At 34.1% G+C, this 17052-nt stretch carries 17 protein-coding genes; 15 read left to right on the top strand and 2 right to left on the bottom strand.

Annotated elements, in window-relative coordinates:
• Positions 1-81 precede the first annotated feature (81 nt).
• Together IMCC3317_RS13695 and IMCC3317_RS13690 are read left to right on the top strand one after the other, a co-directional pair.
• Positions 82-687, top strand: a complete 606-nt coding sequence (locus tag IMCC3317_RS13695) for a DUF4254 domain-containing protein (RefSeq protein ID WP_160130062.1) — start codon at positions 82-84, stop codon at positions 685-687.
• Between the two features lie 20 nt (positions 688-707).
• A complete protein-coding gene (locus IMCC3317_RS13690) occupies positions 708-1748 on the top strand; it encodes a glycosyltransferase family 9 protein (RefSeq protein ID WP_228054799.1) in 1041 nt (346 codons plus the stop codon).
• 222 nt (positions 1749-1970) lie between these two features.
• On the opposite strand, the gene IMCC3317_RS13685 is transcribed toward IMCC3317_RS13690, so the two are convergent.
• Positions 1971-3011: a ferredoxin--NADP reductase gene (locus IMCC3317_RS13685; protein ID WP_160130061.1), complete on the bottom strand. Its 1041-nt coding sequence runs from the start codon at positions 3009-3011 to the stop codon at positions 1971-1973.
• 503 nt (positions 3012-3514) lie between these two features.
• On the opposite strand from IMCC3317_RS13685, the gene IMCC3317_RS13680 reads away from it, so the two are divergent.
• The 12 genes from IMCC3317_RS13680 (at position 3515) to atpG (ending at position 15474) form a co-directional block, all read left to right on the top strand.
• Positions 3515-5023 carry a DUF5687 family protein gene (locus tag IMCC3317_RS13680; RefSeq protein WP_160130060.1) on the top strand — a complete coding sequence of 503 codons (1509 nt, stop codon included), beginning with the start codon at positions 3515-3517 and terminating at the stop codon, positions 5021-5023.
• 21 nt (positions 5024-5044) lie between these two features.
• Positions 5045-5755 (top strand): ABC transporter ATP-binding protein, encoded by a 711-nt coding sequence (locus IMCC3317_RS13675; protein WP_160130059.1) that lies wholly within the window; start codon positions 5045-5047, stop codon positions 5753-5755.
• Positions 5756-6432: 677 nt separating this feature from the next.
• Entirely contained in the window at positions 6433-8952 is a 2520-nt protein-coding gene (gene porW / locus IMCC3317_RS13670; protein ID WP_160130058.1) for a type IX secretion system periplasmic lipoprotein PorW/SprE, read from the top strand.
• A gap of 41 nt (positions 8953-8993) precedes the next feature.
• On the top strand, positions 8994-9413 hold the full coding sequence (locus tag IMCC3317_RS13665) for a bactofilin family protein (RefSeq protein WP_160130057.1): 420 nt from the start codon (positions 8994-8996) through the stop codon (positions 9411-9413).
• Positions 9373-9609 (top strand): AtpZ/AtpI family protein, encoded by a 237-nt coding sequence (locus IMCC3317_RS13660; RefSeq protein WP_228054797.1) that lies wholly within the window; start codon positions 9373-9375, stop codon positions 9607-9609. Before IMCC3317_RS13665 ends, IMCC3317_RS13660 begins: the two co-directional genes overlap by 41 nt.
• Before the next feature lie 527 nt (positions 9610-10136).
• The gene (atpB, locus tag IMCC3317_RS13655; protein WP_160130056.1) at positions 10137-11210 is read left to right on the top strand and encodes a F0F1 ATP synthase subunit A; all 1074 of its coding nucleotides are present in this window, start codon (positions 10137-10139) and stop codon (positions 11208-11210) included.
• Positions 11211-11230: 20 nt separating this feature from the next.
• Entirely contained in the window at positions 11231-11452 is a 222-nt protein-coding gene (gene atpE, locus IMCC3317_RS13650; RefSeq protein WP_160130055.1) for an ATP synthase F0 subunit C, read from the top strand.
• A gap of 77 nt (positions 11453-11529) precedes the next feature.
• Positions 11530-12024 carry a F0F1 ATP synthase subunit B gene (locus IMCC3317_RS13645; protein ID WP_160130054.1) on the top strand — a complete coding sequence of 165 codons (495 nt, stop codon included), beginning with the start codon at positions 11530-11532 and terminating at the stop codon, positions 12022-12024.
• Positions 12025-12034: 10 nt separating this feature from the next.
• Positions 12035-12571, top strand: a complete 537-nt coding sequence (gene atpH, locus IMCC3317_RS13640) for an ATP synthase F1 subunit delta (protein WP_160130053.1) — start codon at positions 12035-12037, stop codon at positions 12569-12571.
• 12 nt (positions 12572-12583) lie between these two features.
• Positions 12584-14161, top strand: a complete 1578-nt coding sequence (gene atpA / locus IMCC3317_RS13635) for a F0F1 ATP synthase subunit alpha (RefSeq protein WP_160130052.1) — start codon at positions 12584-12586, stop codon at positions 14159-14161.
• 86 nt (positions 14162-14247) lie between these two features.
• On the top strand, positions 14248-14583 hold the full coding sequence (locus IMCC3317_RS13630) for a four helix bundle protein (protein ID WP_160130051.1): 336 nt from the start codon (positions 14248-14250) through the stop codon (positions 14581-14583).
• 30 nt (positions 14584-14613) lie between these two features.
• The gene (gene atpG, locus IMCC3317_RS13625) at positions 14614-15474 is read left to right on the top strand and encodes an ATP synthase F1 subunit gamma (RefSeq protein ID WP_160130050.1); all 861 of its coding nucleotides are present in this window, start codon (positions 14614-14616) and stop codon (positions 15472-15474) included.
• A gap of 93 nt (positions 15475-15567) precedes the next feature.
• On the opposite strand, the gene IMCC3317_RS13620 is transcribed toward atpG, so the two are convergent.
• Positions 15568-15894, bottom strand: a complete 327-nt coding sequence (locus IMCC3317_RS13620) for a hypothetical protein (RefSeq protein WP_160130049.1) — start codon at positions 15892-15894, stop codon at positions 15568-15570.
• Positions 15895-16156: 262 nt separating this feature from the next.
• Between IMCC3317_RS13620 and IMCC3317_RS13615 the strand changes: the two genes are divergently transcribed.
• Positions 16157-17014, top strand: a complete 858-nt coding sequence (locus IMCC3317_RS13615; protein WP_160130048.1) for an alpha/beta fold hydrolase — start codon at positions 16157-16159, stop codon at positions 17012-17014.
• Positions 17015-17052: the final 38 nt, after the last annotated feature.

Raw genomic sequence — 17052 nt, 5'->3', positions numbered from 1 at the left:
TGAAAAGCCGCTGCAAAGCGGCTTTTCTTATTTCCAATAAAATCAAATATTAACGTATATTTGCATCAAAATATAAGAACTATGTTTAGTGACCTAGCAAATACAGTATTTCAAGAAAGCATTGATACATATCATATCATTGATGATGTAAATCAGCTGTTTAAAAATCCATACGCAAACGACAAAATTGAGCATCTATTATACAGAAAAAACTGGATTGATACCGTACAATGGCATTATGAAGACATTATTAGAGATCCAAACATTGATCCTGTTGCAGCACTAAAACTAAAACGATTAATTGACGCTTCTAACCAAGATAGAACAGACACTGTAGAATATGTAGATAGTTTCTTTCTTAAAAAATACAGTCATATTCAAGTAAAAGATTCGGCAACGATCAATTCAGAAAGCCCAGCTTGGGCACTAGATCGGTTGTCAATTCTTGCATTAAAAATATACCACATGCAAGAAGAAGCAGATCGTAAAGACGCTTCGGAAGCACACAGAACAAAATGCCAAGAAAAACTAAACACGTTACTAGAACAACGCGTAGATCTTTCTATGGCAATAGACCAACTCATTACAGACATTGAAAGTGGCGACAAATACATGAAAGTGTACAAGCAAATGAAAATGTACAATGATGACGATCTAAATCCAGTTCTTTACAACAAAAACAAATAAAAAGTAGGTCACAAAGAAAGATGGATTCATCTTCGAAACACATTTTAGTCATACGTCTCTCAGCAATGGGAGACGTTGCTATGTCTATACCTGTCATAAAAGCAATGACACGTACGTATCCGAATGTAAAAATCACAGTTGTTTCAAGAGTATTTCTAAAACCGATCTTTCAAAACATACCAAATGTATCTTTCTACACAGCAGATGTAAAAAGCAAACACAAAGGTGTATCGGGACTTTTCAAACTATACAAAGAACTCAAAAAACTAAACGTTGATGTTGTAGCCGATCTTCACAATGTATTGCGATCAAAAATATTAGGAACCTTTTTCAAACTTGGCGGATACAAAGTCTGTACAATAGACAAAGGAAGAACCGAGAAAAAAGCACTAACGCAAACAAAGAGCAAAATCTTTAAGCAACTCAAAACAACGCACGAACGTTATGCGGACGTTTTTCGTGCATTAGGATACGAATTAAAACTTGTAAAAGAAGATGTATTACCGCAATTAAAACTGACCAAAAAAGTAACATCATTCATTGGCAAAGATTCAAAAAAGTGGATTGGAATTGCGCCGTTTGCCGCTTTCGCTGGAAAAACCTATCCAACAACACAAATGGAAGAAGTAATTGCTAAACTTAGCAAAACCAATCAATACAAAATCATTCTCTTTGGTGGCGCATCAGACAAAAACGAACTCGCTTCTTGGCATGATACATACGATGATGTATATAATTGTGCAGGTTTATTTTCTTTCGAAGAAGAACTCATACTCATATCCAACCTAGATCTCATGCTTTCTATGGATTCTGGAAATGCACATTTAGCCGCGATGTTTGGCAAAAAAGTAGTCACCATTTGGGGAATAACGCATCCATACGCCGGGTTTTACCCTTTTGGGCAACCGCTAAAAAATGCAATATTCGCAGACAAAGAGAAATATCCGTTATTGCCAACATCTATCTATGGAAATAAATATCCAGCAGGATATGAAAATGTAATGGAAAGTATTACGCCGCAAGTGGTTTTTGATAAAATTGTGGAGGTTTTAAAAGATTAAAGGATTGAAAAATTGAAAATCAACTATCTAGATACAATTTAAAATATCTAACAATACTTCCGTCTTTGCGAGAATCTAGAATAAATTCGTGGCAATCTATTTGTTCAAAGAACAGATTACTTCGTCATACTTCCTCGTAATGACGCTTCAAAAGGTGTTTTAATTAAATATTGAACATTGAACATTGAACATTGAACATTGAACATTGCGCGAGTCGAAATGCTAAATATCATCAAAATCAATAGCAATCGTTGCAGTTACAGGATGTGCTTGACACGCCAAAATCATTCCTTCAGCCAATTCGCTATCGGTTAAAATCTGATTCTTCTCCATAATTGCTTTTCCTTCGGTAACTCTGCAAATACAACTACTACAAATTCCACCTTGACATGAATATGGCGCATCAATCTTTTGTTTCAATGCGGCATCTAAAATAGTTTCGCTTGCATCCATATCAAACGTAAAATCTTCATCATCAACCGTAATAGAAATGGTTGTTTTTCCAGAAACTGCTTCCGCTGCTGCATTTGATTTAGCAGAAGACGTAAACAACTCAAAATGAATGGTTTCTTTGGCAACTTCGTTTGTAGTTAATGTATCAGAAACAGTAGCAATCATTTCTTCAGGTCCGCAAATATAATAATGACTAAAATCAGTAGCTTTCATTTGATTCTTCAATACATAATTTACCGAAGCTCCATCAATTCGTCCAGTCAATGCATTCTCAGTACGTGATTGACTGTACACAAATTTCAAATAAAAATTAGGAAACTTATCTGCCAAAGCAATCAATTCATCATGAAAAATAGTTTCTTCCGTAGACTTATTTCCGTACAACAACGCCACCGTATTTCCGTATTCCAACGCAGTTTTCAAAATGCTCATCATAGGCGTAATTCCACTTCCTGCGGCAAAAAGAGCAATATTTCCTTTATGTGAAGAAGGCGTATAAACAAACTTTCCTTCTGGCGGATGTACGTTTAAAATTGTTCCTTCGGTTAACTCTTGATTGGCGTACTTTGAAAACGTTCCGTTCTCGATTTCCTTAATAGCAACCTTAATTTTATTCTCTTTTGGCGTAGCGCATAACGAATACGATCTGCGTATTTCTTTGCCGTTTAAAGTAGTTTTAATAGTAATATGTTGTCCTGCTTTAAAAGAGAATGAAGGTTGTAATACTTCTGGAACATGAAACTCAACGCTAACGGCGCTTGGTGTTTCTCTATGAATATGACGTACTTCTAATGAATGGAAACCTGACATGGTGTAATTTTTTATAAAAATGATCGCTTTTCGCGAATAATTCTGCAAAAATAAACAATACTACTAGGCTTTAAAAACGATTTCATCATAAATTATACCTAAAAAACTGATGCATACCAATATTAGACACTTTAGATAGCTAGATTTTTGGACTATTTAGATAAATTAGACACTTTTAAATAACGAATAACGAATAACGAATAACGAATAAATTAAAAGTTAAAAGTTAAAAGTCGAAAGGCTCAGTGTAAACAAATCAACGAATAACGAACAAATTAAAAGTTAAAAGTTAAAAGTTAAAAGTTAAAAGTCGAAAGGCTCAGTGTAAACAAATCAACGAATAACGAACAAATTAAAAGTTAAAAGTTAAAAGTCGAAAGGCTCAGTGTAAACAAATCAACGAATCAACAAAAACCGAATCAACAAAAAAACAAAATTCCCCACCAACCTGTAACAAATCCAAAAAACCGATACTAACACTACAACTAACTCACACAAACATAATGATCAAAAAATTTCTAAGCTTACAGTGGAAAGAATTTACTCGATCTTCCTCTTTTCAAAAAGGAATAGCCATAAAAATACTACTCATAATTGCCGCGTTATACTTTATTGGAATGGCAATATTACTAGGTTCTGGAATGTTCTTTCTTATCAGAGAAATATATTCAGACAAGTATAATATAGAAGTAGATCCACTAGTTATTGTAAACAACTTCCTCATCTTCTGGTTTCTGCTCGATTTAATGATTAGGTATTTCATGCAGCAAATGCCTGTAATGAACATTAAACCGTTAATGACGTTGCCTATCAAACAAAAAACAATCATTCACTTCTTACTCGGAAAAACAACCATTTCCTTTTTCAACATCTTACCGTTGTTCATATTCATTCCGTTCAGTATTGTATTGCTCGTACACGAATATTCAGCGTTACATGTAATTGCGTGGTTTATCTCCGTAATGGCAATCACGCAAGTGTTAAACTTCTTAAACATTCTAGTCAACAAAAGCAATACGGTTTTCTATATAATAGTAGGATTACTAATTACGCTTGTCGGATTGGAATATCTTTACATTAATGAATACTTTGACGCTTTCAAAATATCAGCACTTTTCGGAATGCTTTTCAACGGATTATACAATCATCCGTATTTAGTTGTCATTCCAATAGGATTGGCAATATTTCTATATCGTTTAAACTTTGACTATCTAAACAAGCGTTTTTACTTAGACAGCGCCATTTCAAAACAAATAAAAGAAGTAGAAACTTCGGATCTTTCATGGATGAATCGTTTTGGAACACTAGCAACATTCCTAAAAATTGATGTACGAATGATTTGGAGAAATAAACGACCAAAACAAGTACTCATCATGTCGTGTTTTTTCCTATTCTACGGACTTTTCTTCTTCACACAAAAATCGTATGACAATATGCCAGCGATGAAAGCTTTTGCATCAATCTTCATTACGGCAGGATTCTTATTCTCGTTTGGACAATTAGTTCCTTCTTGGGATAGCGAACACTACAAAATGCTCATGAGTCAAAACATTCCATACCGTAAATACCTAGAATCAAAATGGTATTTGATGGTATTGGCAGTATTTATTTCGTTCATTCTAAGCACGCCATACATTTACTTTGGTTGGGACACATATGCAATGATTGCCGCTGGCGCATCGTTCAATATCGGAATCAACTCGTTTGTAACACTATTTGGTGGCGCGCTCAACAGAGTTCCTGTCAAACTCAACGAAAAAGCAAAAGCATTCAGCAACACACAAGGCTTCAATCCGACGCAATTACTCATTGCTTTGCCAAAAATGTTGTTGCCAGTATTACTCTTTTACATTCCATACTTCTTAACAGATTACAACCTAAACGCAGGAATCATCACACTAGCTGTAAGTGGCGCAGTTGGATTAATATTCAGAAACTTTTTCCTCACACAAATAGAAAAAGTATACCAAAAAGGAAAATACAAAACCATCGAAGCTTTCAGCGAAAACTAATAACACACTAACACGACAACAATGATCTCAATACAAAATATATCAAAAACATACGGACAAAACACCGTTTTAAAAATTGACAGTTTAGACATTCCTAAAGGACAAAGTTTTGGTTTAGTAGGAAACAACGGTGCAGGAAAAACAACGCTTTTCAGTTTGCTTTTAGACTTAATTCAGCCAACAACAGGTTACATAAGCAACAACAATATCAAAGTTCACGAAAGCGAAAAATGGAAACCATTTACATCATCATTCATTGACGAAAGTTTCCTAATTGGCTACTTAACGCCAGAAGAATATTTTTACTTCATTGGCGACTTACGCGGACAAAACAAAGCAACTGTTGACAAATTACTAGCAGGTTTTGAAGATTTCTTTCACGGAGAAATACTAAACCAAAAAAAATACTTGCGTGATCTTAGTAAAGGAAACCAGAAAAAAGCAGGAATTGTGGCTTCATTCATCGGAAATCCAGAAGTCATTATCTTAGATGAGCCGTTTGCAAACTTAGATCCAACGACGCAAATCCGACTCAAAGGAATCATCAGAAAACTAGCTCAAGATCGTCAAGTAACCGTATTAGTTTCCAGTCATGACTTAATGCATGTAACGGAAGTTTCCGATAGAATCGTCGTACTCAACAAAGGCGAAGTTGTCAAAGACATTGTAAAATCGGAAAAAACGCTAAAAGAACTCGAAGCCTTCTTTGCAGGAACGGCAGTTGAAGAATAATTTGGGCGTTCCCACAACAAAAAAAGCACACCGAACATTGAGAAAACTCGAAATGTAGGTGTGCTTTTTTTATTGCGGTCAGGCTATCCGCAGTCGCTTTTGCGCTTTGTCATTCCTGCGTAGGCAGGAATCCAAACCACAAAGAGCTCCAACAATGCTTCTATCCTTAACGCGGACAAAATTCATATCAAACTCACGTTATTTAAGAATTAAGCACTAATTTTCAGCAACGTTTTATGACTAACAACACAATATATTCGCGTAAAAATTCGTTACTTTAAGTAGAAATTAAAATACGATTATTATGAAAACACTACAAACACTACGAGAACGTTACCAATTGGATGAAAAATTAGTTGCAAAAATTACAGGAGGAAATCTTCTACAAGCTATAGGCGAAGGTGATTAAGAAATTTAGACGAAGCTGATATGGATTAATGCTTTAATATAGTATTGAAAACGCAACATGAAAAAAATGTTCGTTTTCTGAAAAATTAAGAAAGATTGCTTTTTTAGAGTAATCTTTTTTCTTTTTGTGAGTTTCTTGCCTTCTAAAAACCCAAAAAAGGACACTTTATCGCAGATTTCACCAAAATTTTCAAAAAGAAATGTATTTTTACCTTTCTGTATACTAAACACGTAAGATTTTAGTTTTACAATTACAAAATAGATTCACCTTGAAGAAAACAGTACATATATCGGTAACACTATCAGTATTAGGAATTTTACTCTTTAGTTGTTCCACTAAAAAAGATTCATTCATTAACAGAAACTTCCATTCTGTTACGACCAAATACAACGTATTATTCAATGGAAATGTAGCTTTTGAAGAAGGACGCGATGCTTTAATGAATTCCTATATTGACAATTATTGGGAAGTGCTGCCTGTAGAACGCATGGAAGTATTAGACGAATTAACGATTCCTGGAAAAGGTGGGCGAAATCCAAATTTCAAAAAAGCAGAAGAAAAAGCCGTCAAAGCAATTCAGAAGCATTCTATGGAAATTGATGGACGTCAGCGCAATTCGCAAATGGACGAAGCCTATCTGCTATTAGGAAAAGCACGGTATTTTGACCAACGATTCATTCCTGCATTAGAAGCATTCAATTATACATTATCAGAATATCCAGATAGCGATAAAATAAACCAAACACGAATTTGGCGCGAAAAAACACATCTTCGACTAGAAAATGAAGAATTCGCAATTGTCAATCTGAAAAAAATAATACGTTTCGAAAAATTAGACGATCAAGAATATGCAGATGCAAATGCGGTATTAGGTCAGGCATACATCAATCTAAAACATAAAGACAGCGCAGTACAAGTTATGAAGCGCGCGGCTTCTTCAACAGAAATTAAAGAAGAAAAAGGACGTTACAATTATATCATTGGGCAATTATTCAACGAATTAGGTCATAAAGACAGCGCAAATATTGCGTTTGATAAAGTAATTGAACTCAACCGAAAATCGCCAAGAGTGTACATGATAAATGCGCACATTGAAAAAGCGAAAAATTTTGATCTGGAAAACGGAGACAAAGAAGTATTTTTAGAAATGCTAAATGATTTGGCTGAAGATCGCGAAAACAGACCGTTTTTAGATCGTATTTACCGTCAACTAGCAACCTATCATTTGGCGAACGATTCGTTGGAATTGGCAGAATCATACTTTCAACAATCCATTCGGAAAGCAACCACAGACAAATTCCTAAAAGCGTTAGATTACGAAAATATTGCAGCCCTACGTTTTGATGAAGCCAACTATAAAGATGCAGGTTCATATTATGACAGTACTTTATTAAACCTGAAAAAGAACACGCGAAAATTTAGAAGAATTGAAAAGAAAAAAGCAAATCTTGAAGATGTAATTGCATATGAAGATGTTGCACAGAAAAATGACAGTATTCTAAAATTGGTTAACTCTTCTGAAGCAGAACGAACTGTATATTTTCAAACCTATATTGACGAATTAAAAGCTGCAGAAGAAGCTAAAAAAGAATTGGAAGAACAACAAAGTTTTGTTGCGAACGAATTTGCTTCAAGCCGAAATTCTGGACCAAAAACAGGAAGTAATGATGAATTTTACTTTTACAATCAAACCACAGTTGCATACGGTAAAAACGAATTCCGTAAAAGATGGGGCGATCGTGCTTTAGAAGATAATTGGCGTTTATTTGATAAAAACACAATTACAAAAACTGCCATAGCAACGAACAATGAAGCAGGAAGCGACGACGCGAAAGACATTTATTCCGTAGCTTTTTACACAGATAAAATTCCAACAGACGAAAAAATAATTGACAGTATTGGTACAGAACGAAACTTTGCGTATTACCAATTAGGATTAATTTATAAGGAAAAATTTAAGGAATACGAATTGGCAGCAAGCCGATTGGAGCAATTATTACAAAACAATCCTGAAGAAAAATTGATTCTGCCTTCAAAGTACAATCTATATAAAATTTATATTCTTTTAGAGCAATCAAATAACGCAGACAAGTATAAGAATGACATTATTAACAATCATGGTGATAGTCGGTATGCGCAAATCTTAAAAAATCCACAAGATGTCATTGCTTCGGATGAAAACAGTCCTGAAAGTTTATATGCAAAAACGTATAAGAAATTTGCCAATGAGCAATATGAAGAAGCGTTGGTTGATAGTGACAAATACATTTTACAATTTACGGGCGAAGAAATTGCACCAAAATTTGAAATGCTAAAAGCGATTCTTATTGCACGATTAGACGGTTGTGTTGCATACAAAGAAGCATTAAATTATGTGGCTTTAAACTATCCGAATGATGAAGAAGGAAAACGTGCGCAGGAAATAATTACGTCTTCATTGCCAAAACTGACCAAAAAAGCATTCATAAATGACGATAAAGCAAAAAACTTTAAAATCATATATACGTTTGAAAAAAACGAAATAGAAGCGATGGAAGCACTCGAAAAAACAATTGCGCAAGCATTTGAAGATCGAGGATACAATTCGCTTACCATATCGAGAGATGTGTATAACAGGAGTCAACAATTTGTCATTATTCATGGATTCAAATCAAAACCAACGGCACTTGCTTTTGAAAACACCTTAAAAACTGGACCCGCGTATCTTGTGGAAAAAGAAAATGTGATTTTGTCTTCTGAGAATTATCAAACGGTACAAATTCATAAAAATCTAGACGAAGTAAAATAATAAAAAACACAACTTAGGAATCCCTCAAACTAACAAGAACCATGTTTTCAGAATCTAAAAAAAAGCGAGCCAACGAAGCTGCACGCGGACAATCGAACCGAATAGGAAAATCGACCAATATCAAAGGAGATGTTGTTTCGCAATCCGATTTCAGAATTGACGGAAAATTGGAAGGAAGCGTAGAAACTTCTGGAAAAATAGTCATTGGCACAAGTGGTGTAATTACAGGGAAAGTAATTTGTGAAAACGCAGACATTGAAGGGCGTTTTCAGGGAGAACTATACGTATCTAACTTGCTTACATTAAAAAGCACAGCAATCATTGAAGGCGAAGTAACAGTAAGTAAACTATCTATTGAACCTGGCGCTACTTTTAATGCGACATGTGCAATGAAAACAGGAATTAAAGAACTCAACTCAAGTGAAGGAAAAAAAGCCAACAAAGCCAACAAAACCGCTTAATAGCTATGCTAAATACTCTGGAATAGGGATTCAAATGTTTGCAATAATAGCAGTAGGATCCTACTTAGGAGTAAAACTCGACGAAAAATTTCCCAACGAACACAAACTATATACACTCTTTCTATCACTAGGATCCGTAATTATGTCTATAATATATGTGATAAGACGGATTACAAAAGATTCAAAAGAAAATTAAAAAATGACTGTAGATTTCAGAAAACGTCAAATAGACTTTTTAGTACAACTCATAGCGATCACATTGATATTGCTAGGAATACATAGTTACTTACTGTATCATTTTGCAAAAGAAATCGTGCTATTTTTTCCAATATGGCATATTTACACCTTTCATTTTGTAATGACAGCAATTATCTACAGCATTGTGAATTATAGATTCTCAAACGGACATGAAACTGTTTTCAATACATTCATGATCGGAACTTTTTTAAAAATGGTGCTAACAATAGTATTTTTTCTTCCTTTAATACTAGCGCCAATGGAAAACAAAAAATTGGATTTATTTAACTTCATGATTCCTTACTTTCTATACCTGTTTTTTGAAGTCTTTTCCATAATTAAATTTATTCAAAATAAACCCCAATAAACCAAAAAAACTCTTTCCATATAAGGGTTTAAATAATCTTTAAAATATAATTTGTCAATTCAAATAATGTGTGTAGATTTGCACGGAATTTAAGGATAGGCATTTTAATTTTATAAGTAATGCATAAAAAAGTATTAAAGGCACTTTTACTAGGAATATTTTTAGCAACATCTTTTGTTAGTTACGCTAGTAATGATAAAGATGATGACAAAGAATTTAATGCAAAGGAAATGATCCTGCATCACGTAAAAGATGCACATGAATTTCATTTCTGGGACTGGAAAGGGAAACCAGTTTCTATACCACTTCCAATAATACTTTGGACAGACAATGGTTTAACAACATTTATGTCTAGCGAATTTCATCATGACGACGCAGGAAAAGTAGTTGTTGGAAAGAATGGTGAAAATTTCGTAAAATTTCATGAAAAAATATACCAATTAAACGGTGATTCAGCAACTTTTGATACTGAACTTCATACAATAACAAATGGAACAAAACCATTAAACTTTTCTATTACAAGAAACGTATTTATGATGTGGTTTTCTGTTTTAATCTTACTACTTATCTTTATTCCAGCAGCGAGAAGTTATAAAAAATCTAAAGATGGTGTTCCAACAGGAATAGCAGGATTTGTTGAGCCTTTAGTGGTCTTTGTAAGAGATGAGATAGGAAAACCAATGATAGGAGAGCATAAATACAAAAAGTACATGCCGTACTTATTGACAATATTTTTCTTTATTTGGATTAATAACATATTTGGATTGATTCCTATATTAAATGGAGCCAACCTAAGTGGAAATATAGCATTTACATTTACACTAGCAATATTTACATTTATCATTACTACATTTAGTGGTAACAAAAATTACTGGAAACATATCTTCTGGATGCCAGGAGTTCCTGTTCCTATGAAAATATTTCTAATGCCAATAGAAATTATCGGAATGTTTGTAAAACCAGTTTCGTTAATGATTCGTTTGTTCGCAAACATTACCGCAGGACACGTTATCATATTAGCATTAATGTCATTAATATTCGTATTTAAGTCTATATACATTGCACCAGTATCTATAGCATTTTCATTATTTATTACAGTTATAGAAATCATTGTAACAGCAATACAAGCATACATATTTACAATATTGTCAGCCCTTTATTTTGGAATGGCAACTGAAGAAGAACATCATTAATTAATTTAAATTTTATATACATGGAACCTGTTACTACAATTACTGGAATCGCAGCTATCGGAGCTGGTTTAGCAGCTATCGGAGCTGGAATTGGTATTGGTAAAATTGGTGGATCAGCTATGGAAGCTATGGCTCGTCAACCAGAAATGCACGGAAAAATACAATCTTCTGCATTAATTTTAGCAGCCTTCGTAGAGGCAGTAGCACTATTTGGTGTTGTTGTTGCTTTCTTACAAGGATAAAAAACCTAAAAATACAGAAGAAACGGTTGGTTTCTTCTGTATTTTTTAAAAATTTAAGTTATTAAAAAAATACTGAAATGGATTTAATTACACCGCAAATTGGACTTGTATTTTGGACAGCAATCACATTTTTAATATTACTTATCATATTAAGAAAATTTGCTTGGAAACCAATACTTGGAGCAGTAAGTGAAAGGGAAGACTCTATCAAAAATGCGTTAGCTTCTGCTGAAAATGCAAAGAAAGAAATGCAAAACTTGCATGCTGATAACGAAAAGTTATTAAAACTAGCACGTGCAGAAAGAGAAATGATGCTGAAAGAAGCACGTGAGATCAAAGAAAAAATGATCGCTGACGCTACTGGAGAAGCAAAAGTGCAAGCAAACAAAATGATTGCACAAGCGCAAGAAAGCATCCGAAGTGAAAAACAATCTGCATTGGCTGAATTGAAAAATCAAGTCGCTAACATTTCTGTGGAAATTGCAGAAAAAGTAGTGCGTGCAGAATTAGCAGATAAAGACAAGCAATTAGCATTAGTTGATAAAATGCTTGCAGACGTTACACTAAACTAATAAGAATACTATGGCGGGATCTAGAGCAGCAATACGTTATGCAAGAGCTATCTTAGGATTAGCACAAGATCAAAATGCAGGAGAAGCTGTAGCTAAAGATATGGACGGAATCGTAAAAACTGTGAACAACAGTAAAGAATTACGATTAATGCTAAACAGTCCTATTATAAAGCCTGAAACGAAAAAATCAGCTTTAAAAGAAATCTTTACAGGAATGCATTCTGTATCTGAAGGAGTAATAGATATGTTAATTACTAATAAACGAATTCATTTATTAGACAACATAGCAGTTCAATACGGCAACTTATATAAAGAATTACAAGGAGAACAAACAGCAGTAGTAACAACGGCTATTCCTTTAACAGACGCATTAAGAAGCAAAGTATTAGCGAAGGTCAAAGATCTTACGAGCAATAAAGTAACAATAGAAAACAAAATCGACGAAAGTATCATAGGCGGATTTATTTTACGTTTAGGTGATTTGCAATACAACGCAAGCATCGCAAACCAATTGAATAACCTGAAACGATCTTTCACTCAAAATTAAATACTAAATAGAATGGCAGAAGTTAAAGCTGCTGAGGTATCAGCAATATTAAAAAAACAACTTTCAGGATTTGAAGCGACAGCTTCACTTGACGAAGTTGGAACTGTACTACAAGTAGGTGATGGAATCGCACGTGTTTACGGATTAGCGAACGCTCAATACGGAGAATTAGTAGAATTCGAAGGCGGACTTGAAGGAATTGTATTAAACCTTGAAGAAGATAACGTTGGTGTAGTTTTATTAGGATCTTCACAAAATATTGGAGAAGGCGGAATCGTAAAACGTACACAACGAATTGCATCTATCCAAGTAGGAGAAGGTATTGTTGGGCGTGTTGTAAATACATTAGGAAGTCCAATTGATGGAAAAGGTCCTATTGAAGGAACAACATATGAAATGCCTTTAGAGCGTAAAGCACCTGGAGTTATTTATCGTGAGCCAGTTACAGAACCATTACAAACAGGAATTAAAGCAATTGATGCAATGATTCCAGTTGGTAGAGGACAACGTGAATTGGTAATTGGAGATAGACAAACTGGAAAAACTGCCGTTTGTATTGACGCAATTCTAAATCAAAAAGAATTTTACGATGCAGGAGAACCTGTATATTGTATATATGTTGCTATTGGACAAAAAGCTTCAACAGTAGCACTTATTGCGAAGACGCTGGAAGAAAAAGGAGCATTAGCATACACAACAATAGTAGCTGCAAACGCATCAGATCCTGCTGCAATGCAAGTATATGCACCATTTACTGGAGCATCTATTGGAGAATATTTCAGAGATACTGGTCGTCCAGCATTAATTGTTTATGATGATTTATCTAAGCAAGCAGTTGCATACCGTGAAGTATCGTTATTATTACGTCGTCCACCAGGACGAGAAGCATATCCTGGAGATGTATTCTACCTTCACTCTCGTTTATTAGAGCGTTCGGCAAAAGTCATCAACAATGATGCTATTGCAAGGGAAATGAATGATCTTCCAGATTCGTTGAAGCCAATCGTAAAAGGTGGTGGATCGTTAACAGCGTTACCAATCATTGAAACACAAGCAGGAGATGTATCTGCATATATTCCAACAAACGTAATTTCGATTACTGATGGGCAGATTTTCTTAGATGGTGATTTATTTAACTCTGGAGTTCGTCCGGCAATTAACGTAGGTATTTCGGTATCTCGTGTTGGAGGAAATGCACAGATTAAATCAATGAAAAAAGTAGCAGGTACTTTAAAACTAGATCAAGCGCAATATCGTGAACTAGAAGCATTTGCAAAATTTGGTTCTGACTTAGATGCAGTTACGTTAAACGTAATTAACAAAGGAAAGCGTAATGTGGAAATCTTAAAGCAAGCACAGAATGATCCGTTTGCCGTAGAAGACCAAGTTGCAATTATCTATGCTGGATCTAAAAATTTATTAAGAGACGTTCCTGTTGAAAAAGTAAAAGAATTCCAAAGAGATTACTTAGAATTCTTAAACGCGAAACACAGAGGTGTCTTAGATTTATTAAAAGCAGGGAAACTAACAGACGAAGTTACAGACACGTTAACACAGGTTTGTAAAGAATTGTCTGCGAAATATAACTAGGTTTCTAGTTAAGAGTGAAAAGTGATGAGTTTAGAGTTTGTATTTTGTATACAAACTCTAAATTCTGAAACAGACAACAAAAATAAATGTCATTAGAGGATAGTCCGATACGAAAAAAGAGTTTTGAATTTGCATGTAATATCGTTAAGTATTGCGATCAGCTAAAAGCTCAGAAGGATTACGAATTAGCCTCTCAACTACTCAGAAGTGGAACAAGTATTGGAGCCAATACAAGAGAAGCGCAAAGAGGAGTTAGTAAAAAAGATTTTAAACACAAATTTGGCATTGCACTAAAAGAAGCTGACGAAACCAAATACTGGTTACAAATATTAGAAGCTACAGGAAGGCAAACACCAAAAGAAATGATGAATAAATGTGAAGAGTTAATCAGAATTCTAGTAGCAATACTAAAAAACTCATAACTCAACACTTTTAACTCATAACTTGAAAAAATGGCAAACTTAAAAGAAATACGTAATAGAATTACCTCTGTAAAATCAACAATGCAGATCACGAGTGCTATGAAAATGGTATCGGCGGCAAAGTTGAAAAAAGCACAAGATGCCATCACTGCGATGCGTCCGTATGCTAACAAACTTACAGAATTATTACAAAGCTTAAGTGCTACACTTGATGCAGATAGCGGAAGCAAACTTGCAGATCAACGTGAAGTAAACAAAGTACTAATTGTAGCTATTACATCTAACAGAGGACTTTGTGGAGCGTTCAACTCTAACATTATCAAGCAATCAAAAAATCTAATCAACAATGTATACGCAGGTAAACAAGTTGATGTATTTGCGATTGGTAAAAAAGGAAAAGATATCTTATCTAAAACCAACACGGTCATTGAAAATCGTAGTGATGTTTTTGATGATTTAACTTTTGATAACGTAGCTGAAATTGCAGAAAAATTAATGGGATTATTTGAAGATGGATCGTACGATAAAATCGAGATTGTCTACAACAAATTCAAAAATGCTGCGACACAAATCGTAATGACGGAACAATTTTTACCAATTGTACCAATGGAATCAGAAGCAAACGTTCAACAAGATTACATTTTTGAGCCATCAAAAGAAGAAATCGTTGAAGAGTTAATTCCAAAATCATTAAAAACTCAATTATACAAAGGAATCAGAGACTCTTTCGCAAGTGAGCACGGCGCGCGTATGACAGCGATGCACAAAGCAACGGACAATGCAGGAGAATTAAGAGATTCGTTAACATTGACATACAACAAAGCACGACAAGCAGCCATTACAAACGAAATCTTAGAAATCGTTGGTGGAGCGGAAGCTTTGAATAACTAAAAAACGTCATGCTGAACTTGATTCAGCATCACATCATAAAATTAAAAAACCTCACAGAAACGTGAGGTTTTTTTATGCTTAATTCAAAATATCTTATTTTGAAACTAGGCTAATAAGAATTATGATAAAGAAAATAACGTATCCGCTGTATAAATACCATGGATGTTTCGCATCGCCAACTACAGCTTCAATCCGATCTTGTGTTCGTTTAGGAAAAGAATCAATACTTTTTTCCATTCTTTTGCACGAAATACATTCAATATGAACTCGTTTCTTAAATGCAAAAAACATAATAGAAGCAACAAAAAACTTAGAAAACACACGCACTACAAGTGTATCTTCTTGAGTATTACATCGCTCACAGATGGTCATTTTTAAAGTTTCTTCAGCAACTAATCTTTCAGCAATTCCAAGAGCCATAATTTTAATTTTTAGGAGAATTAATATTCAGTAAAAATATAAAAAAATTCAAACAAATTAGGTTGTTAGACTGCTTTGCTTTTGGATTGTTAGAGAAAAAAAATAGCTGCAATAAAATATAAGTATAGAGTAAGAACAAAAAACAAATCCACAACAAACGAATAACAAAGAACATTGAGCAAAGCGAAAGAAACAAAAATTAAAAAAATCTGTAACATTTTACGCGAATTGTATCTAAAGGGAAAATCATAAAACAAAAAAGATGAAAACCTTAAAAAATCTAGTGTTAGTTGTAGCAATCTTATTTACGTTTACAGCGCAATCTCAATCTCAAGAAAAATCATTCGAAGTTGAAGTCATAGGAAAAGGAAATCCAATATTATTATTTCCTGGATTTAGTTGTACAGGCGACGTTTGGAACGAAACCGTAAAAGAACTATCAAAAACCTACGAATGTCATGTATTTACATTTGCAGGATTTGGAACGGTTGCGCCGATAGAAACACCTTGGTTAGAAACCATCAAAAAAGATGTAGAAGCTTATGTACAGCGCAAAAAATTACAAAAACCAACAATTATTGGACACAGTATGGGCGGATCTTTGGCATTATGGTTAGCTTCTACAAATCAAAATACATATAAAAATTTGATTATAATTGATGGACTTCCAAGTATAGGAGCATTAATGATTCCTAACTTTTCAAGTGAAAATGTAACGCATGACAATCCATTTTCTAAACAACAATTTGCAATGGACGATGAAGCTTTCAAGACAATGGCAACGCAAATGGCGGCAGGAATGACATTCAACAAAGAAAAACAAAGCACAATAACTTCTTGGATGATTCAAGCAGATAGAAAAACATATGTTTATGGGTATGTAGATTTGTTAAAACTGGATCTAAGAGAGCAAATTCAAAACATAAAAATACCAGTTACAATACTAGCGGCAGTAAGTTTCTATCCAAAAAAACAAGTTGAAGAATTATACACAAAACAATATCAAAAACTTGCTAAAAAAGACATCATATATGTGGATGATTCAGCGCACTTTATTATGTTTGACAAACCAGATTGGTTTCTAACTCAAATGAAAACAATTTTGAAAGTTAAAAGTTAAAAGTGTAAAGTTAAGAGTAAGCAATCTAAAACAAAAAG

It is taken from the genome of Kordia antarctica, assembly GCF_009901525.1.
Taxonomy (GTDB): Bacteria; Bacteroidota; Bacteroidia; order Flavobacteriales; family Flavobacteriaceae; genus Kordia; species Kordia antarctica.
Note: the sequence above shows the minus strand (reverse complement) of the source record. Positions and strands in the feature narration are given on the sequence as shown.